The following is a 24,710-nucleotide window of genomic DNA, read 5'->3' as shown; positions in this document are numbered from 1 at the left end:
CTGGAGCAGGCTCCTGTTGTTCGCCGCGAGCCTGGGCCTTCTGTCCTGCGGCGGGAACGAGCGCCCGGCGGCATCCGAGGGCATCCGCGCCGCTCACGCCCGTCTCGCGGCGCCGCCGGCCTGGTACGCCACCGCTCCCATGGGGACGCCACGCGGGCAACACGCGGCCGTCCTGCTACCCAACGGGAAGCTGCTCGTCGTCAACGGCGTCAACACGACCGGCTTCGTGAGCGCGGCGGACACCTACGATCCCGCCACCAACACCTGGGCCTCCGCGGGGACCTCCAGCCTCACGGGCAACATCACCCTGGCCGTGCTCCTTCCCTCGGGCAAGGTGCTGGTGCTGACCGACGGCTCGCAGGGGGGACGCATCTATGATCCCGTGGCCAACACCTGGTCCGGCACGGGCAACATGGCCTCCACCCGCAGCCTCCCCACGGCCACGCTGCTGGCCACGGGCCAGGTCCTGATCGCGGGCGGCACCGGTGGTGGCGGCGTCCGGCTCGCGACCGCGGAGCTCTACGACCCCGCGACCAACGCCTTCACCGCCACGGGCTCCATGTCCGTGGGCCGGAACGCGCACAGCGCCACGCGGCTGCGCGATGGGCGCGTGCTCGTGGTGAGCGGCTTCAGCGGCAGCGGAGAGGTGTCCGGCGCCGACCTCTACAATCCGGCCACCGGCACCTGGTCCGCCGCGGCGCCCCCGCTGGTGGCCCGGCACTACTTCACCAGCACCCTGCTCCCCGACGGCCGCGTGCTCGTCGCGGGTGGCTTCGCCGCGGGCGGCGCCACGAGCCAGTCGGAGCTCTACGATCCGGCGGCCAACACCTGGACCGCGACCGGCAGCCTCGCGTCCGCGCGCGCCGGCCACATGGCCACGCTGCTGCCTGACGGCCGGGTGCTCGTCACCGGCGGCTCTGTCTTCGGGTCGCCGGCGCTGACCTCGGCCGAGATCTACGACCCTGCCACCGGCACGTGGACCTCCGGCGGCACCATGGGCGTCGGCCGCGAGAACCACACCGCGACGCTGCTGCCCTCGGGCAAGGTGTTCATCGCGGGCGGATTCTCCACGACCCCCGGGACGACGTTCTTCGCGCAGACGGAGGTCTACGACCCCGCCCTGAGCCGCTGGTCTCCCGCTGGCACCATGGGCACGCCCCGGACCGACTCCGCGGCGGCGCTGCTGCCCTCCGGCCAGGTGCTCGTCGTGGGAGGCCGCGGCCTCTTCACGTCGTCACCCGCGGCGGAGCTGTATGACCGCGCGAGCAACGCGTGGACCGCCCTGCCCGACCTCGACGTGCCGCGCGAGCGGGGCACCGCCACCCTCCTGCGCTCGGGACAGGTCCTGGTCGCGGGTGGCCGCAACGTGAACACCTCGACGCCCAACGCGCAGCGCTTCGACCCCACCACCAACACGTGGCTGGCCACCGAGAACATGCTGAGCCCGCGCCACCTGCACACCGCCACGCTCCTGCCGGATGGCCGCGTGCTCGTGGTCGGCGGTCAGCAGAACACCACGGTGCTGGGCAGCGCGGAGCTCTACGCGCCCGACACGAATACGTGGACCGCGGCGGGCTCGCTCGTCGCGGCGCGCGCCGGACACCGCGCCGTGCTGCTGCATGACGGCCGGGTGCTCGTCGCTGGCGGCCACAACGCCGGTGGCACGGCGCTGGCCTCGGCGGAGATCTACAACCCCGCCAACGACACCTGGACCCCGGCGGCGGGCCTCGCGGGCGCCCGGGACGAGCTGACGCTGACGCTGCTGCCGTCGGGCCAGGTGCTCGCGGCGGGCGGCATCTCGGGCGGCACGGAGCTCACGTCCTCGGAGCTCTACGCGCCCGGCACCAACACCTGGACGTCCGTGGGCGCGCTCTCGCAGCCGCGCTGGCTGCACACCGCCACGCTGATGGCCTCCGGCAAGGTGCTGGCCGCGGGCGGCATCACCACGAATGGCGACTACGCCAACACGGCGGAGGTCTATGACCCCCTCCTCCGCGCGTGGATCAACGTCGCGGACCCCACTGCCGCGGGAGGCCTGTTCAGCGTCGCCCTGTCCTCGGGCGAGGTCCTGCTGGCGGGCGGTCAGGAGGCCACCAACGCGCAGGTGTATGACGACACCCGGGCCCAGACCGCCTGGAAGCCCACGGTGACGAACCCGGCGACCCTCGTCGCCGCCTGCCCCACCGTCGTGGAGGGCCAGCGGTTCCGGGGCATCTCCGGCGGAAGCGGCGGCAACAGCGCGGACTCGCCCACCGACTTCCCGCTGGTGCGCCTGCAGGCCGCGGAGGGCGGGCGTCTCTGGACGCTCCCCAGCAGCAACACCTCCGACACCCGCGCGACGGTGACCGTGCCCGCCGACGTGCCGCTGGGCACCTACGCGCTCTCCGTCTTCGCTAACGCCATCCCCGGCGGCCGCATGGTGACGGTCGTCGCCAACCAGCCCCCGACGGCGGCGGACCAGACGGTCACCATCCAGAAGGACACGCCGACGGCGCTCGCCCTGGCCGGCACGGATCCGGACGTCGGACAGGTGTTGACCTGGACGATCGTCACCCCGCCGCAGCACGGCACGCTGGGCACCAGCGCGCAGGGGAACCTCGAGTACACGCCCGCCGCGGGCTACGTGGGCCCGGACAGCTTCACGTACCGCGTCCGCGACTGCGCCACGGACAGCAACGTCGCCACCGTCACCCTCAACGTGACGGAGGACGTCGTGGCCCCCACCCTCACCTGCCCCGCGAACCTCGTCGTGGAGGCGACGGATCCGGACGGCGCGATCGTGACCTACGACCCCGCGGTGCTGGAGCCGGCGGGCCTCCCGGTGAGCTACTCGCAGCCGTCGGGCGCGCTCTTCCCCATTGGCACCACGACGGTCACCGCGACCTCCACCGGCCTCACCTGTACGTTCACGGTGACGGTGCAGGACACCACCGCGCCCACCGTCACCTGCCCCGCGGACATCACGGTGGCGCCGGACACGCAGGTGACGTTCACGCCCACGGCCACGGACGCGGTGACGGCGAATCCCACCGTGACGTCCTCGCCCGACTCAGGCAGCGCGTTCGCGCCGGGGGCCACGCAGGTCACCGTCACCGCCACGGATGAGGCGGGCAACACCGCGCAGTGCACGTTCCAGGTCCGGGTCCAGGCGCAGGTCGTGGAGATCGCTGGCGGTGGCTGCGACAGCACCGGCGGCGGCTCGTCCGCGCTGGCGCTCCTCGCCGCGCTGGCGGCCTGGGGCACGTCGCGTCGCCGTCAGAACCCGGCCCGGGGGAACTGAGACATGCGCTCCCTCTTTTCTCGAATGGACCTCCCCTTGCGTATGAAGGCAAAGAGCTGGGCGCTGGCCGCGCTGCTGGCCACCGCCGTCACCCCCGCCGCGTTCGCGCAGACCCCTACGAGCCCGCTCGTCCCGCTGGACCTGGAGCGCCTGCGCTTCACGCCGGCGGCGACGGACTCGATGCTGGTGGACACCGGCCGCGTGCTCCCCGAGGGCGGCTACCGCCTGCTCCTCATGGTCAACTACGAGCGCGGCATCCTGCTGCTCCAGGGCAGTGACGGGCTGGAGCGCTCCATCCTCCACTACCGCACCGCGGGCTGGCTGGCCGGCGCGTGGTCGCCGGTGGACCGGTTGGAGTTCTCCGCGAAGCTGCCCGTCATCATCGCGCAGGGCGGTCACGGCGCGGAGCAGTTGGTGGGCGTGAGCGAGCCGGACTCGTTCGGCCTGGGCACGCCGGAGCTGGGCGTGCGCTACGAGCTGCTGCGGCGCGAGGAAGGCGCGCCGGTGTTCCTGGGCCTGGGCCTGGACATCGGGATTCCGGGAGGCACGGCGGACGCGTTCGGCCGTCAGGCGGGCTGGGCCGGGTTCCAGTTCGCGCCCCGCGTGTCCATCAGCCGCGAGGTGGGCCCCGTGGTGCTGGGCGCCAACGCGGGCATCCGGATCCGCTCCAAGGAGGTCGAGCCGGGCCGCGACGTCGGCACGGAGCTGGAGCAGGGCGTGGTGGTGGCCACGCGCGGCAAGGGGCTGCGCGCCGAAGTCGCGCTGCAGGCCGCCGAGTCGCTCGTGGAGTCGGACGTGGCGCTGGAGCTGCTGGGCGGCGTGCGGCTGCCGGTGGGCGCGGGCTTCGAGGCCTTCGCGCTCGGCGGGCACGGCTTCACGGACATCCCGGGCACGCCGTCGTTCCGGCTGGCCGCGGGCATCGCGTACGCGAACGAGCCCGAGCCCGTGGACCGCTGCCGCACGGGCCGCAGCCACACGCCGGAGCAGTGCCCCAACGAGGACGACGACGGCGACGGCGTGGCCAACAAGGACGACCGCTGCCCGCTGGAGGGCGGCTCCGTGGAGAACAACGGCTGCCCGGACAAGGACACGGACGGCGACGGCGTGGTGGACCGCGAGGACCAGTGCCCGAACGAAGCCGGTCCGTCTTCCGAGCGCGGCTGCCCCGTGAAGGACACGGATGGTGACGGCGTGCCGGACAAGGACGACGCCTGCCCGAACGAGGCCGGTCCGTCTTCCGAGCGCGGCTGCCCGGTGAAGGACACGGATGGCGACGGCGTGCCGGACAAGGACGACGCCTGCCCGAACGAGGCGGGCCCCGCGTCCGAGCGTGGCTGCCCCGCGAAGCCGCAGCCCAAGCCCGAGGAGCCCAAGCCCCAGCCGCCTCCCGAGGAGCAGCCCGCGGAGGAGACGAAGTCGCCGCTGGAGCACATCGTCCAGTTCCAGGTGAACCAGTCGGAGTTCCAGGAGAACGAGCAGCAGCAACTGGATGACATCGTGGCCTACCTGAAGGCGAACCCGAAGCTGAAGGTCCGGATCGAAGGCCACACGGACAACAGCGGCCCGGAGGAGGCCAACCGCACGCTGAGCCACCAGCGCGCGAACCGCGTGCGCGCGTACCTCATCCAGAAGGGCATCGCGGGCTCGCGGCTGGAGGCGAAGGGCTACGGCCCCGACCGTCCGCGCGTGTCCAACGAGACGCCAGAGGGCCGCAGCGCGAACCGCCGCGTGGAGTTCATCCCCGTGACGGGGGGCTGACCCTCGCGGGGCCCGACATGACGCCGCTTCGTGGTCCCCCACGAAGCGGCGCGTGAGGTTTCAGTGAGACGGGCGTGGAGGCTTCCTCCACGCCCGTTTCGCGTCAGGCCTCTTCGGGGTGCAGTTGCACCAGCGCGGGCAGCTCCGCCGCACGGTCGCGCAGCCGCGCCTTGGGCCGGATGGCCACCGGGACGCGGGAGGCCGCGAGCAGCTCCAGGTCGAACACGTTGTCTCCGAACGCCGCGTAGAGCGGCCGGTCCGTCCGCAGCCTCAGGCTGTTCACCTTGCCGGGGCCGTAGGGCACGGGCTCGAAGACGGACGTCAGCAGCCGTCCGCCCTGCTCCTTCGGCGTGCACGCCACCACGAAGTCCGGCGGGATGCCCACCTCGCGCACGGCGGCCTCCACCACCGCGCGCGGTGACGCGCTGACCACGTAGCAGTCCACGCCCTGCCCCCGGGCCCACTCCACCACGCGGCGGGCCTCCGGGTGGACGCGGCCGGCCACGCCCCGCCGGGCCACCACGTCGTGGGCGAAGCCGCGCAGCTCCTCCGCGTGCCAGCCGGCGAAGATCCACGCCATCATCTCGTAGGTGTCCTTCTCCGGCAGCCGCCCGGCCTCGAACGCCTTGAACAGCGCGTGCGCCAGCGTCACCGCGTCCGGATGCCCCTCCACGCCATGGCGGGCCCCCAGCGACTCCAGGGCCTCGCGCGCTTCGGGGAGCACGCCGCCGTGCTCCAGCAGGGCCATGAACAGGTCGTCCCCCACGTCCCCGCTCCACAGCGTGCCGTCGCCATCGAAGGCCAGCACGCCGTCCGGCGTCCGCTCCACCTCGCGACGGATGCGCTCCAGCGTCTCCTCGACCCGCTCAGTCCTCATGGCCGGCATCCTCGCTGGCCGCGCCGTCCGGTGTCACCCGTGTCCGCGCAGCCGGGAGGCGGGCTGTTCACCATCCAGGAGAACGGATGACTAACCTTCAGGGCATGGCACGAACCGAGAAAGAGAAGATGCTCGCGGGCGAGCTGTACAGCGCCACCGACCCGCAACTGGTGGCCGAGCGGATCCGCGCCCGGAAGCTCCTGCGCGCCTACAACCAGTCCACCGAGGACGCACTGCCGCTGCGGGAGAGCCTGCTCGCCGAGCTTCTGGGCAAGGTGGGCGCCGGGACGTGGATCGAACCGCCGTTCCTCTGCGACTACGGCGAGCACATCCGGCTGGGTGAGCGCGTCTTCATGAACTTCAACTGCGTCATCCTGGACTGCAACACGGTGACGATTGGCGACGACGTGTCCTTCGGCCCGGGCGTGCAGGTGTACGCGGCCACGCATCCCCTGGATCCGGATGAGCGCATCAAGGGTCCGGAGCTGGGCCGCGCCATCACCATCGGCGCCAAGGTGTGGATTGGCGGCGGGTCCATCATCTGCCCGGGCGTCACCATCGGCGAGGGGACCACCATCGGCGCGGGGAGCGTGGTGACGCGGGACATCCCCCCGTATGTCTTCGCCGCCGGCAATCCCTGTCGCGTCATCCGGAACCTCAGCCCACGGCCTGGTGGGTCTCCGTGACGCCCTGGTACTTGTAGGCGCCGCCGTCATACGGGGTGATGGCGTCGTCGGCCTTCTTGGTGCAGGCCGCGGCGGTGGGGTCGAAGGCCTGGAACTGGCCCTTGTCGTCCTTGAACTCCACCCACGCATGAAGGCCCTGGTCCGTATTGCCGAAGACGACCTGCGCGTCCACGCCGGCCTGCTCGAAGCGCTGCTCGGCCTCGATGGCCATGTCCACGCAGACGCCGGACTTGGACGCGTCGAAGTTGCCGGCGTTCTTCATGGCGGCATCCCACGACTTGCCGCCCGAATAGTCATACTTCCAGGACGTGGCCTCCTTCGCGATGTCCTGGGCCACCGCATCCGCGCTCTTGCCAGAGGACGGGCCCTTCGCGCCCTGCGCCTTGGACGGCTCGAAGCTGTCGCGGTTCCAGTTGTTCTGGAAGCTCTGCGAGCCGGTGGGCTTCGGACAGTGGCTCTTCGCGCCCTCGCCCTTCAGCAGGGCCTCCTTCGTCAGGCCCATGTCCTTCAGCAGCTTCGCGAACTCCTGGGGCTGCTTCGCGGAGTCCACCGTCTTCACGTGCGAGCCATCCGGGTTGACGACCTTCACCACGACGTTCCGCGGGGCCTGCGCGGCTTCGGGAGAGGGCTTCGCGCACGGGCTGGAGGACGGACGCAGGGAGGAGATCGCCATGGGACAGGGCCTCGAAGGAACAGCGGGGATGCCTGTCACTTCAGCACGGCGCGTGCCAGCGCCCGGGGCGAACGCCAAACCCCTGTCTTTCCAGCCTGACCTCCTCAGCGCAGGTCCGCGCCCCTGATGACAGCCGTGCGCGGGGTGATGTCCGGCGTCATCACCCCGCCGGCTCAGCGGCACCCTCGGGCTCTGGTTCCTCCGGCCCCTCCACGGTGCGCTCCAACGTGCGAGCGAGCGCAGCCCGTGCCTCCGCCGCCTCTTCGAAGGGCTCATCGCTCCCGGCCCGCGCCGGAGGAGGCACCGTCGCATCCAGTTCGTCCGGATGCAGGCGAAACCACTTCGCGACCAGCATCACCTCCTGGGCCTCCTGCGCGCGGAGGCCAATCGCCTCCGGCTCCGGCACGTCGAAGATGGCCCGCACGCGCGCGTCCAGCGCCGCCTGCTCCTCCAGCGTCCGGGGCGTGGGGACCTCCGCGCGGATCCGCCCCCGCCTGAGGACATACGTGCGGTCCTCACCGTCATATCCGCGCGCCGTGTAGATCAGCGACAGCCGCCGCAGCGTGCGCCCCAGCTCGACGATCCACGCCTGCACGTTCTCCAGCCGCTCCGCGCGGTCGCGCAGCTCCGCCGCGTATTCGAACTGGAGCCGCCGCGCCGCCATCGCCATGCGCTCACGCAGGATGACGAGCGGCCGGTCCGACTCGCCGTTGAGAAACGCCCGAGCCAGCGCGACCTGCGCCAGGTACTCCGCCGTCGTGCACCCGCCCGCGCACGGCGAGAGGCACCGCGCCGTCTGTCCGCGCATGCACCGCGGATCATCCTTCAGCGGGAAGAGCTGGATCTGATCCGCCAGCCGCATGGGCGTCTCCGACGGGCAGTCGCGCAGCTCCAGCAGGTCGTTCACCGCGCGCACCACGTCCGCCATGGTGTGCCGGCCGTGGAAGGGCCCGAAGTACTCCGCGCTCCCGCCGCCGCCGGGCTGGCCCACCACGCGCAGCCGGGGCACGGCCTCTCGCGTGAGCTGGAGGAAGCAGTGCGCGCGGTCGCGCTTGTGCTCCACGTTGTAGAGGGGCCGGTGGCTCTTGATGAGGCGGAACTCATGCAGGAGCGCCGCGAACTCGCTGGCCGTGTACTCCCACTCCACCTGGTGCGCCTGGGCGACGATCTCCCAGGCCTTCTCGCCCTCGTCCGCGCGGAAGTACGACAACAGCCGCGTGCGCACCCGCACGGACTTGCCCACGTAGAGCAGCTCCCCGGCGGGACCGAAGAACCGGTACACGCCGGGCCGGTTCTCCGCGTTCGCGCGGACGTGACTCAGGAGGGTGGCGACGCGCGGGTCCATGCGGCGGAGAGGGCGCCGGGCAACACGGCCCGGGCACCGCAGGCTAACCCGCCACGTCCCCGCGCACCGCTGTTCGCGTGGCGCCCGTCACAACCCGGCCGGAGGGCGGCCGGCGGGCCACGCGCCCGGACTTCAGCCCACGTCCTTCAGCGTCGCGGCGCTGGCCGCGGCCTCGTCTTTCAGGTCCTTGGGCGTGGCGATGGCGGCCTTCAACTCGCGGTACGTCTGCGCATAGCCGTTGCGCAGGATGCCCTCGCGCACGCGCTCCATGAGCCGCTGGTAGTGCCGCACGTTGTGCACGGACAGGAAGCGCGAGCCCAGGTGGTGCTTGCCGCGCATCAGGTGCTGCAGGTAGCCGCGCGTGTACTTCTTGCACACGTAGCAGTCGCACTCGGGGTCGAGCGGCCCGTCCTCCAGGCGGTACGCGGTGCGGGTGATGCGCACCAGTCCCTGGAACGTGTACGCGTACCCCTGCTGCGCCATCTTGGTAGGGATGATGCAGTCGAACATGTCCACGCCGCGCAGCACCGCCTCCAGCAGGTCCGTGGGGGTGCCCACGCCCATCAGGTAGCGCGGCTTGTCCTGCGGCAGGGACGCGGTGGCGCGCTCGGTCATCGTGTCGCGCTCCACCTTCGTCTCGCCCACGGCCAGCCCGCCGATGGCGAACCCGTCGAAGGGCAGCTTCGTGAGGAACGCGGCGCTCTCGTCGCGCAAGGCCGGGTGGACGCCGCCCTGGACGATGCCGAACAGCGCCTGGCCCGTGGGCTTCGCCTCCTTCGCGGCGAGGCTGCGCACGGCCCAGCGGTGGGTGCGCTCCATGGCCTCGCGGGTGCCGGCCTCGTCCGTGCGCGAGTCGATGCACACGTCCAGCACCATCATGATCTCCGAGTTGATCGCCTGCTGCATGGCGATGCTGGACTCGGGGCTGAGGAGGCGGCGGCTGTTGTCGTAGAAGCTGCGGAAGTGCGCGCCCTTCTCCGTGATGAGCCGGTCCTCCGGCAGGGAGAAGATTTGAAACCCGCCCGAGTCCGTGAGCACGGCGCCGTCCCAGCCCATGAAGGGGTGGATGCCGCCGAAGCGCTCGAACACCTCCGGGCCGGGCCGGAGCATGAGGTGGTAGGTGTTGGCGAGGAGGACCTTGGCCCCCGTCTCCTTCACCTCCTCCATGGCGAGGTGGCGGAAGCCGGCGTGGGTGGCCACCGGCATGAACATCGGCGTGGGGAAGGACCCCTTGCGGGTGTGGAGGATGCCCGTGCGGGCGCCGGTGGGGTCGGTGTTCAGGAGTTCGAAGCGGACGGCCATTGGACGGGCCTTATACCCAGCCCGCCCGTCCGGGGGCACCCGCTTCCTGGGGACGCCCGCCTGGTCACCTGGGGACCGCACCTCCCTCGGGGACGCCGGTTTCCCTACCTGCACCCGGGGGCGGGGGGTGGGAAGGCGGCATTTCCGGGGCGGGCGGGCGGTTACATTGGGTCCTTCCGTTACCGATTCACCGCGCGTCTTGGGTCGCCGCGCCATTTCCGTTACAAGCCGCCGCCATGTTCAACGTCATCAACGTCTCCAAGGCCTATGGGCCCAAGAAGCTTTTCGAGGAGGTCAACGTCGCCTTCTCGCCGGGCCGCCGCTACGGCCTGACCGGTCCGAACGGGGCCGGCAAGTCCACGTTCATGAAGATCCTCGCGGGAGACGAGGAGCAGGACACGGGCGAGATCATCCGCCCGCGCAAGCTGGGCATCCTGCGCCAGGACCACTTCCGCTACGAGAATGACCGCGTCATCGACGTGGTGTTGATGGGCAACCGCCACCTGTGGGCGGCGATGGACGAGAAGAACAAGCTGCTCGCCAAGTCGGACATCACCGAGGAGGACGGCAACCGGCTGGGTGAGCTGGAAGGCGTCATCGCGGAAGAGGACGGCTATTCGGCGGAGAGCGACGCGGCCACGCTGCTGGCCGGCCTGGGCATCGAGGAGTCCTTCCACGAAGAGCCCATGCGCCAGTTGACGGGCGGCCTGAAGCTGCGCGTGCTGCTCGCGCAGGCGCTGTTCGGCAAGCCGGACGGGCTGCTGCTCGACGAGCCCACGAACAACCTGGACATCGACTCCATCCGCTGGCTGGAGAACTTCCTCCATGTGTACGAGGGCGTGCTGATCACCATCAGCCACGACCGGCACTTCCTGAACAGCATCTGCACGCACATCGCGGACATCGATTACGAGACCATCATCCAGTACACGGGTGGTTACGACGACATGGTCCGGCAGAAGTCGCAGTTGCGCACCCGGGTCGAGTCCGAGACGGCGGAGAAGAAGAAGAAGATCGCCCAGTTGCAGGATTTCGTGGCGCGCTTCCACGCCGGTACGCGCGCGTCGCAGGTGCAGAGCCGCATCAAGCAGATCGACAAGCTGAAGACGGAGGACCTGAAGCGCTCGAACATCGCGCGGCCGTTCATCCGGTTCGACCAGAAGGTGGTGAGCGGGCGGCAGACGCTGATGTTCGAGGGACTGAAGAAGTCCTTCGACGGGCAGCAGGTCATCAAGCCGTTCACGGGCCTGGTCTGCAAGGGCGAGCGCATCTGCGTGATTGGCCGCAACGCCGTGGGCAAGTCCACGCTGGTGAAGATGCTGGCCAACCAGTTGGAGCCGGACGCGGGGACCATCACCTGGGGCCACCAGGCGACGGTGGGCTACCTGCCGCAGGACCACCACGGCGTCATCCACAAGGGGACGACGTGCTTCGGCTACCTCCGGGAGATCAGCGAGAAGCTGACGAACGAGGAGATCTCCGGCGTGTTGGGCCGGATGCTCTTCTCGGGTGAAGAGCGGATGAAGGCGACGGACACGCTCTCCGGTGGTGAGACGGTGCGCGTGCTGTTGTCCAAGCTGATGATCATGCAGGACAACGTGCTCATCCTGGACGAGCCGACGAACCACCTGGACCTGGAGTCCATCGCGGCGCTGGCGGAAGGCCTGGCGAAGTTCGAAGGCACGGTCATCTGCGTGACCCACGACCAGGAGCTCATCTCCGAGGTCGCGACCCGCATCTGGAGCCTGGAGGCGGGCAAGGACGTGCTCGACTTCAACGGCCCCTACTCCGAGTTCATGGAGAAGCACGCGGACGCGGCGCTGAAGCGCCGGTAGTCGGCACAGTCATTCGAGGCAGTGCAAACGCCGCCCGTTTCCGGTCCTCCGGAAGCGAGGCGGCGTTTTCGTGCTGTGGCAAGTCGCTGGCGTACGAATCAAACAGTCAACATCCACCAATCTACGAACCCAGCGCACTCCTGAGCACATACAAGTCCACAGCATCCAGTCCGGAAATACCAGACAAGTCCAACCCCTTCAACCTACTCAGAGCCTCGCTCTTACCATCAACCTGTCCGATAAACATTCGCAGCCGTTCTGCTAGCGGAATCGGTATGCCGGCCTCATCAAGCTCTTTCATCCAAGATGGCCGAAACCAGTTTTCCATACCAGCAATAAACAAACCATAAGACACCTGCGCATGCGGGACAACTTGCATAACCAGGGCCTCAATAGCGGCAATCGCCCGAGGGAAGGCAAACTCGCATGCCTGCAAGAACTGGAATGCCGCATCCAGCCCTTTTTCCGTCTCCGCCGAATGAAACGTCGTCACAAACCAACTCAAGAACGCCGAGAATGAATTCAGCTTCTGCAGCTGAGACCACGCCCACGACACCCTCGGCCCAGAATGAAGACCCGAAGGCTGCTTTCGCCCATGAGTGACACGCAAAGCAAGCTCAGCAATCACTCTACGCTGATCAAAACTAGGAAGCCTCACCCAAATGAGCTTCCCGGGATCTGTGCGCAAAACTTCCTTTACTCGCTCAAACACATCAACAAGCAATTCAACCCCCATCCCCCCATGTTCGCGCAAGACGGATTCCGATAAGCCTGTCGAGATCGGCAAACTTCTCTGCCGTTCCCTCCCTATGGGCGACAACTCCTCGGACTCAACATTCATTACAAGAAAATCAGTCGACAACCCTGGATCTGAGAGCACAGGAACATCAACACGGGTTTCAACCTCGCTAGGCGGCTCATGATACAGATAAGCATTACCCACAAAGTGACGCATCATCCGACCAACACGGCCACGAATATTCGCAAATGAAAAGAAATCAAAATCAGTACGACTTATCTTTTTGTCATAAACGAACACATTTGCCGCCGAAGTATTCACCCCCTCAATCAAAGTGGAAGTGCAAATCAGAATTTTTATATCACCACGGTCAAACAATTGAACAAATAACTGTCCCAGCGCTCTCGGCACTCGACCATGATGAACAACAACACCATGTCGACACCCCTCGGCCACTATCCAACCCATATGATAATTGCGTTCAACCCAATCGCCGAGCAGACTGGAAAAGCTCGACAAATAACTAACTCCATGCTGCAACATATCGCCCATGAGCGTTTCGGCCGAAGCAGGCGACGCAGTAAACACCAGTGAACTCTGGCCTTCCACAGCAGAAATATCCGACAGAAAGACCGCCAACCTCTCGCCCCCAGCCCTTCTGTCAATGATATTTACAGTCACAGTCCTGTAGTCAGTTTTCACAAACCTGAAATTGCCCGCCCACTTTTCCCCAAGCTCGATAGTCTGAATGTGAGGCCCAGCCATAAAGCACTGGCGAGCTCGCGGCAGCGCCTTATAGAGAGCGAGATTTAGCGTCTCATAGCGACCATCCTGCCGATCAGGATCAAGCTTATAAAACTCATCAATGAAAAGCAAATCAATATCGCCAACATCATCGCGCTGAAGAAACCGCTCCTGAGTGAGCACAAAGATTGTTGGGCGCTCGCCATCATACACATCAGACACAGAGGTGATGACAAAATACGACTCACCAAACGTTGCGGCCAACCTCCGCCTAGCCTCATCAATCAACGCAATTGTCGGAAGAATCATCACAACGGTATGCGGGCGCGAGCGTGCCAGCAAAGCATCAACCAACAAACTCTTCCCAAAACTCGTCGGGGCGCTGAGTATAACATTGTCGCCAGACAGCAGCCACAACAGAACCTGCATCTGCTTTGAATGCAAATAGACCTTCCCGCGGAGATCTATTGCATGTGCTTCAATTACCGATCTGGTCAAGTGCCCGAAATGCTTTGGGTCAACATAGGGATAAAGCCCACACTCTTCCGCCAAGTACTCAACCGCTTCCTCACAGCCTTCTGGCAACTGCCCCTTTCGACGGGCTTCAAGTAGCCTTATTGCAATTTCGAGCGCGCTGTCTGCCTCTCGATCAGCGCCACTCAAAATGGAGCCAGCCGCAAAAATTGCATCAAACACGTCGTTTGACGTAAGCGAATCGGCCGACTCAAGCTTGCGAAGGCGCTCAACAATGCTCATAGGAAGGGCACCAGCTTTCTATCAAAACTATCAACAACATCCTTCTTCTTTCCCAGGGGAACAAAAACAAGCTGAAACCGCAGCGTCAACCCCTGCGTCTTCTCAGCAAAATATGCCCTCAAGCCAGCAACCTCCTCAGCAAGCCTATTGACATATTCCGCCGAAACTTCAGCAAAGCTCGCAACAGACACGCTCTCGTAAGCGACCAACACTGGGAAAACGGCCAATTTCAGAAGCTTATCCCCCGATGTTTGTGACTTAAATAGTTGCAAAACAGCTTCTCGGTGAGGAATGCCTTGCCCCACATGACCAAAGACCATTGCTTTTTCAGCCGTGAGGAAACTCGGCAAGATATGGCTCTTGACTGACTCCACTGCATCACGAATAGCCATCTTTGCGTCGGTGTAGAATTTTGACTCTCCGAGCCACAATTCAAAACCGTCCGTTTTGGCAACAACGTGAACGCCATCAAACCCCTTCACGGTGTCGTTCGACGAACTCTTCAGAATCAACTTACACAGCACCGGCACAGCTCCGAAATGCAAAACACAGGCAAGGTGGAGAAGCAGTTCGCCTAACTCTCCTCTGCTCTCAGTCTTCTGTGAGTTGTAGATGTGAGCAGCCGCAAGTCTTAGCATTTCGACAAAATTGTGCGGCCCAAATGAAAGCTGATGTTCCTGGTTGAGCGCGGCATATGGAAGCCACTGGAACAAGTGGTCTGCTAGACGAGCACTTCGCCATTGCCCTCCTTCGTATCCGGCACATAGGCCGGTTAACGGAAGAGGAAGCTCAAGATGCTCAACTCTCACCTCTAAGAATGGATCAGGGTACTTTACAGTCATAGCGTAGGCACTCTAGACGATCGGCGTCAGCTTCACACGCTTGCCTCTGCAATGAGGAGATGAGGCCTACTACCGCCCCCGTCTAACCCAAGGCAGCATCAAGCGATGCGTCAGCGGGTATGATGCAGAACCATGTACCCGAGACGCCGTCTTATGGCCCGTGGGCAGTGGCTGTTCGATCTCAGGCCGCATCGGCTCATCGTGTTCCACGGAGCCGAAGGTGTGCTCCGGGAAGTCAGTGGAGACGTTCCGAATCCTCTGTCCGCGCCCGTGGTGCTCGCCGCGCTCAATGAGTCAGCGGACGTCTGGGTGGGCAGTGGGGATCGGCGTGTCTTCTCCGTGGGCACCGATGCGAGCGCTTCCGTCCAGGCTCTTCCCAGGGAGTGCTTCGATCTCATCACCGATGGGGGCCGGCTCATTGGAACGGTGGTGGACGGTGCCCTCAAGTTGGCCACCCTCTTCATGACCGATGCGTCCGGGCCGCAGTGGGAGCCGGTGGCCTTGCCCAAGCCCGTAAGAGCTACGCATGGGTACGGGTATTCCGAGGGAAGTCCCCCTCGTCAGTCTCCCGATGGGGCGTTCCTCGACACGAGCCCCTTTGGCATCACCGTCGTGGAGAAGGGACGAGGCCGCGTCTACGTGCTCCGCCCGGGGGCGGCTCAACCGGAGGGAGCGCTCCAGGTGGAGCCGGGCAGTGAGCAGGACATCTGGCGGGCCCAGGCCACTCCCCACGGCGTGCTTCTCCTGCTCGTCATCAACTACCGGCAGACGGCGCTCCTCCACTTCGCGCTCGACGGCCCCCTGCTCGGCTCCCTCCCGTCCAACGATGAGGATGAGGACGAAGATGACGTTGAACTGACCTGGGGCGGTAAAGGGGTGTGCGTTCTCGACTCGGAGCGGGCGCTCCACTTTGTGCAGGACAAGGTCCTCCTGGTGTCCCTGCCCGGGCTCCAGGTGCTGGAAACGCTCGCGGGGGAATGGCCCACCTTCGTGTCCGTGACGCCCGCAGGGCCTGACCAGTGGTGGGTGGGCGCCGAGGACAGTGACGCGCTTTTCCTGCTCACCGCTGAGCCCGGACAGCCCTTGCGCATCCACGCCTCGAACCGTCAGGTGAGCCCGGGCGCGCCGCTCATGCACGTGGGCTACAAGATGCCCGCAATCCACTGGACCGAGCACTCCTCGGCGCCGCTGACCGTGTCCTCGCCCGTGACCGAGACGTGGCGGGCGACGGTGCGCAATGATGGGACCGCTTGCGAGGCGGTGCGGATCCGCGTGTCTGGAGTGCTCCTTGGCGCTCGCGTGGTGGACGTGAGCGTGCGGTATCGCTGCCAGCCGCTCCCGATGGTGGAGGAGCACCGCGTGAACCTCGTGGGGGTTACCGCCGGACTGGAGAGCGGTGCCACTGCGGAGCTGGAGGTGACCTTCAAGCCCCGGAGCGAGGGCTCAGGACCGCTGACCATCACCGTCGAGCCCTGCTCCTGGCAGTCGCAAGGCAAAGCGTGGCAATGGGACAAAGAGGAGTCTCGCGTCCTCGCGGTGACGGGCCATCCAGCATCCGCCCAGTTCCTGCTCACGGTGGAGTAGCGCGAACCGCGCCCCCCGTCTTCGATCAGCTCATGACGGGCGAGGGATGGAATCGTCGCTCGCGGTGACCTGCTGGACGAACCGGGCCAACTGCCGCGAAGTCACCGGCTCCCCTTCCGAGAGGATGAAGTCCTCCAGGCCCTTCCGGAACGCGTGGCAGTCCGGGTAGCGCTGCTCCCGCTCCTTCGCGAGCGCCCGGGCGAGAATGGCTCGAAGGGAATCGGGCAGGTCTGGCCGGTACTGCTCGGCGGGCACGATGGGTTCGAACAAGGCGGCCTGAAACAAGCCCCCGTCGGGCGTGGAATCAAAGGGCCTGCGCGTGGTGAGCAACTCGTAGAGCGCCACACCGAGCGCGTATACGTCCACCCGCCGATCCACCGGCACGCCCCTGGCCTCCTCGGTCGCCATGTACCTGTACTTGCTCAGGTTAGGGATGAGGTGTCGGGGAGCCCATCGATCGCGGAAATCGTCGATGCCGAAGTCCACCACCTGGGTCGTCCCCTGGCGCGACAGGAGGATATTGTACGCCCTGATGTGTCGGTGGATGAGCCTCAGCGGCTCGTGCGTTTTCGGGTCGGTGAGGTCATGGGCATAGGCGAGCCCCTCGCAGGCTTGCGAGATGATGCGCGCGCATAGAGTCGCCGCCAGGGTCATCCGCTGAGCCACCAGGTGTTGGATCACCCTGCGCAGGCTGGGCCCGTCGATGTGCTCCCTGGCGAGGAAGTACGTGCCGTCCGCCTCACCCACGTCGAAGGCCTTCACGAGGTGCGGGTGCGTGAGCCGGGCGGCGCTTCTCGCCGTGTCTAGGAAGATCTCCGGGAAATCCACCTGCTCGGCCATGTCCGTGCGGAGGCATTGGAGCACCAGCGTCTTCTCGATGCCCTGCGGACCGTCGGCCCTGGCCAGATAGTCCTCGATGATGCCTTCAGCGAGCAGGCGGATGCGCTGGTATTTGCCGACTTGGGATGTCACGGGGCGTATGCATAGCAGACCATGCCACGGTATCGCTTCCTGGGGCATGTACCGCACCGGCGTGTTGAGACACCGGATGGGTCGTAATCAGGCCGCATGCTTCCGCAGCAGTTCCCGTCGGCCCTGACCCGCGCTCAATCGCGGTCTGGCGCTCCCAGCGGGAAGAGATGCCGATACGGCCGGCCCCCGTCCACCGCGCGGGCCACCGACGGACGCGCGAGCAACCTCGCGCGATAGGCGCGCAGTTGGGGGCACGACTCGGGAATCCGGTGCGTCCAGTCCGCGTAGAACAGCGACGGCGCCGCCGCACAGTCCGCCAACGTGAAGTCGTTGCCCGCCGCCCAGATACTGCCCCCCAACTGCCCTTCAATCCAGCCGTAGGCGCGCTCCAGCTTCTCCACCGCCAGCTTCATCCCGTCCTGGCGCTTCACCGGGTCCCCCGTCAACGCCCCGTCCACGGCGTGCTGGGCCGCGTTCATGACGTGCAGGTCGAAGAACCGGTCGAGGAACCGCACGTCCAGCGCGGCCATCGGATCCTCGGGCAGCAGGCGCACCGGCCCGGGATGCTTGAGCTGGAGGTACTCGATGATGATGCTCGTCTCGACGACCTGACGGTCACCGTCCACCAGCAGCGGGAACTTGCGCAGCGGCCAGCGGCGCAGCCACTCGGCTGAGTGCTCCGGCGTCTCCGGGCTGATGCTTCGAAACTCGAAGGGCGTTCCGTTCTCATACAGCGCGATGAGCACCTTCTGCGTGTACGAAGAGAAGTAGTGACCGTAGACCGCGAGCGACATCGTCCGACCCCTTGTGTTTCACAACGAGTTGAACCGTATTTCGACCCCTTGCATACTGCAAGCAGCAACCCCAGGAGCACGGCCATGCCGCAGACAGGGCGCTCCGGCTGCCCCATCAACCTGACGCTCGAACAGCTCGGCGACCGCTGGAGCCTGATCGTCATCCGCGACGTCATGTTCGGGAACCGGCGCAGCTACGGCGACCTGCTTTCACGGAGCGAGGAGGGCATCGCCTCCAACATCCTCGCGGACCGGCTGAAGCGCCTGACCGCGTCCGGGCTGCTGTCGCGCCGCCCGGATCCGAACCACCAGCAGAAGGGCATCTACAGCCTCACGGAGGCGTCCATCCAATTGGTGCCCCTGCTCGCGCACATGGGCGCCTGGGGCCGCCGGCACACGCAGGTGACCGAGGAGCTTTCGGTGCGCGCGGAGCTGCTTGAAAAGGGCGGCCCGCCCCTCTGGGACGCGTTCATGAAGGAGTTGCGTCACCTGCACCTGGACGCGCCGCGCCCTCCCCGCTCGGTGTTCCGGGAGCTTCAGGCCACCTACGAGAAAGCCATCGCACGCAAGGCCCGGGACGGAAGGCCCTGAAGCGGGTAGCGTTCACCGCGCTCATGAAAGTCCTCGGCGGTTGGCTGTTCATCCTGATGTGCGCGCTGTGGCTCCCCGCCTGCGGTCCCTACGACTGCACCCCGGAGAACTGCGCGGATGGGTGCTGCTCCTCGTTCAACGAGTGCATCTCGTTCCGGAGCGACTCGGAATGCGGCCCCGATGGCAGCGTCTGTGAACCCTGCGCGGAGGGCAGTGTCTGCCGGCTCGACCAGCACACCTGCTACGTGGGCGTGATGCGCACCTTCATCCAGCCCCGGTACGCCACCATCGCGGACGTCGACCCGGACACGGGCGAGGACTGGGACTCCGACGGCTCCCCGCCGGACGTCGTCGTGGAGATGAACTGCCCCTCCGCTCCCGAACGCACCCGCACCGAGGAAAGCGAGAGCTGGGATCCCGAATGGCGCTCCGGCGGCTGCCAGATCATCACCTCCAACCTGCTGCGCTACCCGCTCGAAATCTCCATCTTCGACAACGACAACTACACCTTCGATGACGAGTTCGGCGGCCTCTCCTACCAGGTCACCCACGGCGACCTGAACCGGGGCCGCATCGAGCTCTCCATCCCGCCCATCGTGAAGACGCTCGTCTTCGAACTGAGCCACAACTACGCGCCGCGCTGAGCCGGGCCCTGCTGTAACCGCCCCCTCGCCCCCTGCGTAGTCCTGGCCATGCGCGCCCACCTGCTGCCGCTCATGGTCCTGTTCGCCGCCGCCTGCGGCCCCTCCTCCTCCGTGGACGAGGGCCTCGGCGTCGTCCAGGGCATCGACACGTCCGAGACCGGCATCACCGCCTTCGTCCGCTCGGGCCAGTACACCTCCTGGCTCGCGGAGCCCTCGGTCCACGACACACGCGCGCCCCATGGCAGCAAGGTCCGCGTGTTCTTCAACGACGTCGTCGCGCGTTCGCTGCGCGACGGCAACGCCACGCATCCCGTGGGCAGCATCCTGGTGAAGGAGCTCTTCGAGGACGACGGGAAGACGCTCCGGGGTCACGCGCTGGACGTGAAGGTCTCGGAAGGCCCCGGCAAGGACACCTGGATCTTCTACGAGGGCTTCGGGCCCGACTACACCCGGAACTACTACGGCCGCGCCCACTCGACCTGTCACGGCTGCCACTCCGACGGGGTGGACTACGTCACCTCCCCCCTGCCGTGAAAATGACGACGGGCGGCCCCCTTTCGAGGACCGCCCGCAGATGGACGACACGGCCTACCGCGCGGCGGACCTGCGGCGCATCAGGAACACGCCCAGGCCCACGCCCGCCGCCCACTTCGCCGCGGCGGCCAGCGGCGTCTTGCTCAGCGCCACCGGGCGGCTCTCGTAACGCGGCTCGGGCGGGATGGGACGGAAGTCCGTGGCGCCGGGCAGGCTCGCGCCCCGCTCCTCCGCCTCCGACTTCGTCACGTTCGGTCCCGGCGCGTTCGGGTCTCGCGCGCCCGGCGACTTCCCTTCCGGCGACTTGTGCTCGAGGATGCCGTTGATCTCCGCGCCCAGCAGCACGACCATGCAGGAGATCTGCATCCACAGCAGCATCACGATGACACCGCCGATGGCGCCGTAGTTCACGTCATACGAGCCGAAGTTCGACACGTACTTCGAGAAGCCCCACGAGGCGATGACCCAGATGATCACGCTCACCACCGACCCCGGGGTGATGAACTTGAACTTCTGCTTCACGTCCGGCAGCACGTAGTACAGCACCGCCAGGAGCAGCATCATCAGCAGGCCCGCCACCGGCATGCGCAGCCACAGCACGATGCTGGTGAACGGCTCGCCCAGCTTGTTCGCGATGGCCGGCGTCACGATGGCGACCAGCGCCGCCAGCACCACCGTCACCGCCGTCCCCAGCGTCGTCAGGAGCGCGATGCCGCGCTTCTTCCAGAACGGGCGCTTCTCCGTCACGCCGTAGACCGTGTTGAGCGCCTCCATCAGCGCCACCACACCGCCCGACGCCGCCCAGATGGCGCCCACGCCACCGATGGTCAGGAGCCCCACCGGATTGCTGCTCGCCAGCGCCTCCAGGCGCTCGCCGAGGATCTTCGTCACCTCCTGCGGCGCCACCTTCGACAGCTCCTGGATGAGCTGCTGCGCCTGGTGCGGATCAATCAGCACGCCCGCGAGCGACACGAGGAACAGCAAGAACGGGAAGAGCGCGAGGATGCTCTGGAACGTCAGCGCCCCCGCGACGTTGCCCACGTTGTCGCGCCCCCACTCGTCCTTGAGGGATTTGAAGAACTCCTTCCAACTCATTCCCCTGCCGGGCAGGACCATGCGTCTCCTCCTTGGAGGAGATTGGGCATTCCATCCCCCGGCTGGCTTCCACCCCCGGGACGAGGCCCGCCCCCCTGCCTGCTCACCGCGCAGGAGGAGAGGAATGGCAAGCCCCCCACGCCACGCCTGCCCGGCCGCCTTTCACGTCAGAAGACGGGCAGCACGGGCGCGTCCTTCAGCCGGGGCGCGCGCTGATCCTTGGGCGAGAGCAGGGGCTCCTTCACGGGCCAGGGGATGGCCAGGTCCGGATCATTCCAGACCACGCTGCGCTCGGACTCCGGGGAGTACAGCGCCGTGCACTTGTAGAAGAAGTCCGCCGAGTCGCTCACCACGCAGAACCCGTGCGCGAAGCCCGCCGGCACCCAGAGCTGGTGCTTGTTCTCGCCCGTCAGCTCCGCGGCCACCCAGCGGCCGAACGTGGGCGACCCCTTGCGGATGTCCACCGCCACGTCCCACACCGCGCCCGCCAGGCACTGCACCAGCTTGCCCTGCGCGTTCGGCTCCTGGAAGTGCAGCCCTCGCAGCGTGCCCTTCACCGAGCGCGACAGGTTGTCCTGCACGAACGGTCCCACGACGCCCACGTCCGCGTAGCGCTTCGCGTGGAAGGACTCGAGGAAGAAGCCCCGGTCGTCGCCGAACACCTTCGGCTCGATGAGCAGGACGTCCGGAATCGCCAGCGGGGTGACCTTCACGACACCGCCCCCCGCTTCTCCACCAGGTCCAACAGGTACTGGCCGTATTCGTTCTTGCGCATGGGCTCCGCCAGCGCCGTCAGCCGCTGCTCGTCGATGTAGCCCATGCGGAAGGCGATCTCCTCCGGACAGGCCACCTTGAGGCCCTGACGGCGCTCGATGATCTCGATGTAGTTGGAGGCCTGCATCAGCGACTCGTGCGTGCCGGTGTCCAGCCACGCATAGCCGCGTCCCATCAGCTCCACGTTGAGCTGGCCGCGGCGCAGGTACTCCGCGTTGACGTCGGTGATTTCGTACTCGCCGCGCTTGCCCGGCTTGAGGTTCGCCGCGATGTCGATGACCTGGTTGTCGTAGAAGTACAGGCCCGTGACGGCGTAGTGCGACTTGGGCTTCGCCGGCTTCTCCTCGATGCTGACGGCCTTGTGCTGGGCGTTGAGCTCCACCACGCCGTAGCGCTCCGGATCCTTCACGTAGTAGCCGAACACCGTGGCGCCCTGCGTGCGCTTCGACGCGCGCTGCGTGAGCTCCCCCATGCCGTGGCCGTAGAAGATGTTGTCACCCAGGATGAGCGACACCGGATCCTTGCCCACGAAGTCCCGGCCGATGACGAACGCCTGCGCCAGGCCCTCCGGGCGCGGCTGCTCGGCGTACTGGAGGCGGATGCCCCACTGCTCCCCGTCGCCCAGCAGCTCGCGGAAGCGCGGCAGGTCCTGCGGCGTGGAGATGACGAGGATCTCCCGGATGCCCGCCAGCATCAGCGTCGTCAGCGGGTAGTAGATCATCGGCTTGTCGTAGACGGGCAGCAGTTGCTTGCTCACCACGCGCGTCAGCGGGTACAGGCGCGTGCCCGAACCCCCGGCCAGAATGATTCCCTTCATGCGTGCTCCCCTGTGTTCCACGGCGCGGCCGCGAAACGGATGCGCGCGGCCCGGCCGCCACGCGCGGATGCTCAACCGGCGCGGTGCGCCTTCCAGGCCGCGTGGAAGCGCGCCAGGGACTCCGCCAGCTCCAGCGGTTGGGCCTTCAGCTCCGTACGAACCTTGTCCGTCTTGAGGCCGCTTCGCAGCGGGCGGGGGCTGGCCAGCTTCAGGTCCGCCATCCGCGTGGGGGTGATGAGCGACGCGTCGAAGCCGAACACCTCGCAGAGCGCCCGGCCGAAGCCCACCCGGTCGATGACCGTGCCGCCGCAGGTGTTCCACACGCCGCCGAGCCGCCGCTCGCCCAGCTCCACCAGCATGGCGGCCACGCTGTCCGCGAAGCTGGGGGACACCACCTGGTCCTCGAAGAGCTTCACCGGCTGGCCCTTCTCCAGCGCCCCCACCAGCCAGGCCCCGAAGTTGGGGCGCCCCGCCGCGGGCCAGCCGTACACCACCGCGGTGCGCGCGATGGCGCAGCCCGGCACGAAGACGCGCGCCGCCTGCTCCGCCATGTGCTTGGTCAGCGCGTAGACGCCGCGCGGGTTGGGCAGCGCGTCCTCCGAATAAGGCCCCGCGTCCCCGTCGAAGACGTAGTCCGTGGAGACGTGCACCAGGTGCGCGCCCGCCGCCTTCGCCGCGCGGGCCACCGCCGCGGTGGCGTGGACGTTCGCCGCGTAGGCCGCGTCCGGGTCCTTCTCACACGCGTCCACCTCCGTCATGGAGGCGGGGTGGATGATGGCCTCCGGACGGGCCTGGGCGATGGCCGAGGCCACGTCCTGCTCGCGCGTGAGGTCCACCTCCACGTAGCCGTGCGTGCCCCCCGTGCGCCGGGGCCCGCGCCCCAGGCCCACGACTTCGTGTCCGCGCTCGGTCAACTGCGCGCAGACGCGGCTGCCCACCAGGCCGTTGGCCCCCGTGACGACGAAGCGCATGGCGCTAACCCCGCCCCTGCAGACGGGCCTTGTACTGGGTGTCGAAGTACTGGCGGTAGGCGCCGCTGGTGACGCGCTCCCACCAGGCGCGGTTCTCCATGTACCAGGTCACCGTCTCCGCCAGCCCCTGCTCGAAGGTGTGCTTCGGCTGATAGCCCAGCTCCGTGCGGATCTTCGTGGGGTCGATGGCGTAGCGCCGGTCATGGCCGGGCCGGTCCGCCACGTACTGGATGAGCGACTCGGGCTTCTTCAAGAGGCCCAGGATGCCCTTGACGATCTCGATGTTGCGCCGCTCGGAGCCGCCGCCGATGTTGTAGACCTCGCCCGCACGGCCCTTCTCCAGCGCCACCAGCAGGCCCTGGCAGTGGTCCTCCACGTGGAGCCAGTCGCGCACGTTGGCGCCGTCGCCGTAGACGGGCAGCGGCTTGTCGTGCAGCGCGTTCACCACCATCAGCGGGATGAGCTTCTCCGGGAACTGGTAGCGGCCGTAGTTGTTCGAGCAGCGCGTCACCACCACGTCCATCTTGAACGTGTGGTGGTAGGCCAGCGCGATGAGGTCCGAGGACGTCTTGGAGGCGGAGTACGGGCTGGAGGGCTGCAGCGGAGAGGTCTCCGTGAAGGCGCCCGTGGGGCCCAGCGAGCCGTAGACCTCGTCGGTGGAGACCATCAGGAAGCGCTTCACGCCCCGGGCGCGGCAGGCCTCCAGGAGCTGCTGGGTGCCCAGCACGTTGGTGTTGATGAACACCTCCGGGCCCAGGATGGAGCGGTCCACGTGGCTCTCGGCCGCCAGGTGCATCACGGCGTCGACGCCGTGCTGGACGAGCAGGTGCTCCACCAGCTCCCGGTTGCCGATGTCGCCGCGCACGAAGACGTGCTTCGGGTCGCCTTCCAGGTCGGCGAGGGTCTCGAGGTTGCCCGCGTACGTGAGCTTGTCGAGGTTGATGATCTTCCAGTCGGGCCGCTCGCGGCGGAGGTACTTCACCAGGTTGGAGCCGATGAAGCCGCAGCCCCCTGTCACCAGGACGTTCATTGACACGCCACCACTCGTACGTCGGGAGAAAGCGCCCTCCGTAGCGGAGGGACGGATCCCCGTCAAG

21 protein-coding genes are annotated in these 24,710 nt (G+C 67.1%); 8 read left to right on the top strand and 13 right to left on the bottom strand.

Translation table 11 applies throughout. From position 1 onward, the window contains the following. Positions 1–16: 16 nt before the first annotated feature. Together K8612_RS12470 and K8612_RS12465 are read left to right on the top strand one after the other, a co-directional pair. The gene (locus K8612_RS12470) at positions 17–3,280 is read left to right on the top strand and encodes a kelch repeat-containing protein (protein ID WP_223762412.1); all 3,264 of its coding nucleotides are present in this window, start codon (positions 17–19) and stop codon (positions 3,278–3,280) included. A 42-nt stretch (positions 3,281–3,322) separates the two neighbouring features. Beyond that, entirely contained in the window at positions 3,323–5,038 is a 1,716-nt protein-coding gene (locus K8612_RS12465) for an OmpA family protein (RefSeq protein WP_223762411.1), read from the top strand. 103 nt (positions 5,039–5,141) lie between these two features. On the opposite strand, the gene K8612_RS12460 is transcribed toward K8612_RS12465, so the two are convergent. After that, on the bottom strand, positions 5,142–5,915 hold the full coding sequence (locus tag K8612_RS12460) for an HAD family phosphatase (RefSeq protein ID WP_223762410.1): 774 nt from the start codon (positions 5,913–5,915) through the stop codon (positions 5,142–5,144). Between the two features lie 104 nt (positions 5,916–6,019). Between K8612_RS12460 and K8612_RS12455 the strand changes: the two genes are divergently transcribed. Further along, the gene (locus tag K8612_RS12455; RefSeq protein WP_223762409.1) at positions 6,020–6,601 is read left to right on the top strand and encodes a sugar O-acetyltransferase; all 582 of its coding nucleotides are present in this window, start codon (positions 6,020–6,022) and stop codon (positions 6,599–6,601) included. Here K8612_RS12455 and K8612_RS12450 read toward each other — a convergent pair. From K8612_RS12450 to tgt, 3 genes are all read right to left on the bottom strand, one after another. After that, complete coding sequence (locus K8612_RS12450; protein ID WP_223762408.1) at positions 6,573–7,274, bottom strand: transglutaminase-like domain-containing protein; 702 nt, start codon at positions 7,272–7,274, stop codon at positions 6,573–6,575. The two genes, K8612_RS12455 and K8612_RS12450, sit on opposite strands and share 29 nt — an antisense overlap. 160 nt (positions 7,275–7,434) lie before the next feature. After that, positions 7,435–8,619, bottom strand: a complete 1,185-nt coding sequence (locus K8612_RS12445) for a nuclease (RefSeq protein ID WP_223762407.1) — start codon at positions 8,617–8,619, stop codon at positions 7,435–7,437. A 132-nt stretch (positions 8,620–8,751) separates the two neighbouring features. Next, positions 8,752–9,921 carry a tRNA guanosine(34) transglycosylase Tgt gene (tgt, locus tag K8612_RS12440; RefSeq protein ID WP_223741453.1) on the bottom strand — a complete coding sequence of 390 codons (1,170 nt, stop codon included), beginning with the start codon at positions 9,919–9,921 and terminating at the stop codon, positions 8,752–8,754. Between the two features lie 236 nt (positions 9,922–10,157). On the opposite strand from tgt, the gene K8612_RS12435 reads away from it, so the two are divergent. After that, entirely contained in the window at positions 10,158–11,756 is a 1,599-nt protein-coding gene (locus K8612_RS12435; protein WP_223762406.1) for an ABC-F family ATP-binding cassette domain-containing protein, read from the top strand. A gap of 121 nt (positions 11,757–11,877) precedes the next feature. On the opposite strand, the gene K8612_RS12430 is transcribed toward K8612_RS12435, so the two are convergent. Next, on the bottom strand, positions 11,878–13,995 hold the full coding sequence (locus tag K8612_RS12430) for a DEAD/DEAH box helicase (RefSeq protein WP_223762405.1): 2,118 nt from the start codon (positions 13,993–13,995) through the stop codon (positions 11,878–11,880). Further along, a complete protein-coding gene (locus K8612_RS12425) occupies positions 13,992–14,837 on the bottom strand; it encodes a DUF1837 domain-containing protein (protein WP_223762404.1) in 846 nt (281 codons plus the stop codon). Before K8612_RS12425 ends, K8612_RS12430 begins: the two co-directional genes overlap by 4 nt. A gap of 132 nt (positions 14,838–14,969) precedes the next feature. On the opposite strand from K8612_RS12425, the gene K8612_RS12420 reads away from it, so the two are divergent. Then, entirely contained in the window at positions 14,970–16,421 is a 1,452-nt protein-coding gene (locus K8612_RS12420) for a hypothetical protein (protein WP_223762403.1), read from the top strand. Positions 16,422–16,451: 30 nt separating this feature from the next. Here K8612_RS12420 and K8612_RS12415 read toward each other — a convergent pair whose 3' ends face one another. Together K8612_RS12415 and K8612_RS12410 are read right to left on the bottom strand one after the other, a co-directional pair. Then, on the bottom strand, positions 16,452–17,393 hold the full coding sequence (locus tag K8612_RS12415; RefSeq protein WP_223762402.1) for a serine/threonine-protein kinase: 942 nt from the start codon (positions 17,391–17,393) through the stop codon (positions 16,452–16,454). 134 nt (positions 17,394–17,527) lie between these two features. Then, positions 17,528–18,187: a glutathione S-transferase family protein gene (locus K8612_RS12410; protein ID WP_223762401.1), complete on the bottom strand. Its 660-nt coding sequence runs from the start codon at positions 18,185–18,187 to the stop codon at positions 17,528–17,530. Between the two features lie 84 nt (positions 18,188–18,271). Here K8612_RS12410 and K8612_RS12405 point away from each other — a divergent pair, with 84 nt between their 5' ends. The 3 genes from K8612_RS12405 to K8612_RS12395 are packed head-to-tail and all read left to right on the top strand — an operon-like array spanning position 18,272 to position 19,956. Continuing rightward, positions 18,272–18,778 (top strand): helix-turn-helix domain-containing protein, encoded by a 507-nt coding sequence (locus tag K8612_RS12405; protein ID WP_223762400.1) that lies wholly within the window; start codon positions 18,272–18,274, stop codon positions 18,776–18,778. 23 nt (positions 18,779–18,801) lie between these two features. Next, positions 18,802–19,422 carry a hypothetical protein gene (locus K8612_RS12400; RefSeq protein WP_223762399.1) on the top strand — a complete coding sequence of 207 codons (621 nt, stop codon included), beginning with the start codon at positions 18,802–18,804 and terminating at the stop codon, positions 19,420–19,422. Between the two features lie 48 nt (positions 19,423–19,470). Beyond that, entirely contained in the window at positions 19,471–19,956 is a 486-nt protein-coding gene (locus K8612_RS12395) for a hypothetical protein (RefSeq protein WP_223762398.1), read from the top strand. A 54-nt stretch (positions 19,957–20,010) separates the two neighbouring features. Here the strand turns inward: K8612_RS12395 and K8612_RS12390 are convergent, their stop codons facing one another. From K8612_RS12390 to rfbB, 5 genes are all read right to left on the bottom strand, one after another. Beyond that, positions 20,011–21,072, bottom strand: a complete 1,062-nt coding sequence (locus K8612_RS12390; protein ID WP_223762397.1) for a YihY/virulence factor BrkB family protein — start codon at positions 21,070–21,072, stop codon at positions 20,011–20,013. A 146-nt stretch (positions 21,073–21,218) separates the two neighbouring features. Next, entirely contained in the window at positions 21,219–21,764 is a 546-nt protein-coding gene (gene rfbC, locus K8612_RS12385; protein ID WP_223741441.1) for a dTDP-4-dehydrorhamnose 3,5-epimerase, read from the bottom strand. Further along, positions 21,761–22,642 (bottom strand): glucose-1-phosphate thymidylyltransferase RfbA, encoded by an 882-nt coding sequence (rfbA, locus tag K8612_RS12380; protein WP_206793278.1) that lies wholly within the window; start codon positions 22,640–22,642, stop codon positions 21,761–21,763. The genes rfbC and rfbA overlap by 4 nt, the downstream gene beginning before the upstream one ends. A gap of 71 nt (positions 22,643–22,713) precedes the next feature. Then, positions 22,714–23,613, bottom strand: a complete 900-nt coding sequence (locus K8612_RS12375) for an SDR family oxidoreductase (protein WP_223762396.1) — start codon at positions 23,611–23,613, stop codon at positions 22,714–22,716. A 4-nt stretch (positions 23,614–23,617) separates the two neighbouring features. After that, entirely contained in the window at positions 23,618–24,643 is a 1,026-nt protein-coding gene (gene rfbB, locus K8612_RS12370) for a dTDP-glucose 4,6-dehydratase (protein ID WP_223762507.1), read from the bottom strand. Positions 24,644–24,710: the final 67 nt, after the last annotated feature.

It is taken from the genome of Corallococcus sp. AS-1-6, assembly GCF_020037015.1.
GTDB lineage: Bacteria > Myxococcota > Myxococcia > Myxococcales > Myxococcaceae > Corallococcus.
The sequence above is the reverse complement of the archived record's forward strand: the minus strand, read 5'-3'. Positions and strand labels throughout refer to the sequence as shown.

Bases quoted from the DNA above. Each gene is read 5' to 3' on its own strand.
- K8612_RS12410 (WP_223762401.1), bottom strand. From the start codon at position 18,187: ATGTCGCTCGCGGTCTACGGTCACTACTTCTCTTCGTACACGCAGAAG.
- K8612_RS12460 (WP_223762410.1), bottom strand. From the start codon at position 5,915: ATGAGGACTGAGCGGGTCGAGGAGACGCTGGAGCGCATCCGTCGCGAG.
- K8612_RS12425 (WP_223762404.1), bottom strand. From the start codon at position 14,837: ATGACTGTAAAGTACCCTGATCCATTCTTAGAGGTGAGAGTTGAGCAT.
- rfbA (WP_206793278.1), bottom strand. From the start codon at position 22,642: ATGAAGGGAATCATTCTGGCCGGGGGTTCGGGCACGCGCCTGTACCCG.
- K8612_RS12420 (WP_223762403.1), top strand. From the start codon at position 14,970: ATGTACCCGAGACGCCGTCTTATGGCCCGTGGGCAGTGGCTGTTCGAT.
- K8612_RS12465 (WP_223762411.1), top strand. From the start codon at position 3,323: ATGAAGGCAAAGAGCTGGGCGCTGGCCGCGCTGCTGGCCACCGCCGTC.
- K8612_RS12375 (WP_223762396.1), bottom strand. From the start codon at position 23,613: ATGCGCTTCGTCGTCACGGGGGCCAACGGCCTGGTGGGCAGCCGCGTC.
- K8612_RS12395 (WP_223762398.1), top strand. From the start codon at position 19,471: ATGCGCGCCCACCTGCTGCCGCTCATGGTCCTGTTCGCCGCCGCCTGC.
- K8612_RS12455 (WP_223762409.1), top strand. From the start codon at position 6,020: ATGGCACGAACCGAGAAAGAGAAGATGCTCGCGGGCGAGCTGTACAGC.
- tgt (WP_223741453.1), bottom strand. From the start codon at position 9,921: ATGGCCGTCCGCTTCGAACTCCTGAACACCGACCCCACCGGCGCCCGC.
- K8612_RS12405 (WP_223762400.1), top strand. From the start codon at position 18,272: ATGCCGCAGACAGGGCGCTCCGGCTGCCCCATCAACCTGACGCTCGAA.
- K8612_RS12445 (WP_223762407.1), bottom strand. From the start codon at position 8,619: ATGGACCCGCGCGTCGCCACCCTCCTGAGTCACGTCCGCGCGAACGCG.
- K8612_RS12400 (WP_223762399.1), top strand. From the start codon at position 18,802: ATGAAAGTCCTCGGCGGTTGGCTGTTCATCCTGATGTGCGCGCTGTGG.
- K8612_RS12430 (WP_223762405.1), bottom strand. From the start codon at position 13,995: ATGAGCATTGTTGAGCGCCTTCGCAAGCTTGAGTCGGCCGATTCGCTT.
- K8612_RS12450 (WP_223762408.1), bottom strand. From the start codon at position 7,274: ATGGCGATCTCCTCCCTGCGTCCGTCCTCCAGCCCGTGCGCGAAGCCC.
- rfbB (WP_223762507.1), bottom strand. From the start codon at position 24,643: ATGAACGTCCTGGTGACAGGGGGCTGCGGCTTCATCGGCTCCAACCTG.
- K8612_RS12390 (WP_223762397.1), bottom strand. From the start codon at position 21,072: ATGGTCCTGCCCGGCAGGGGAATGAGTTGGAAGGAGTTCTTCAAATCC.
- K8612_RS12435 (WP_223762406.1), top strand. From the start codon at position 10,158: ATGTTCAACGTCATCAACGTCTCCAAGGCCTATGGGCCCAAGAAGCTT.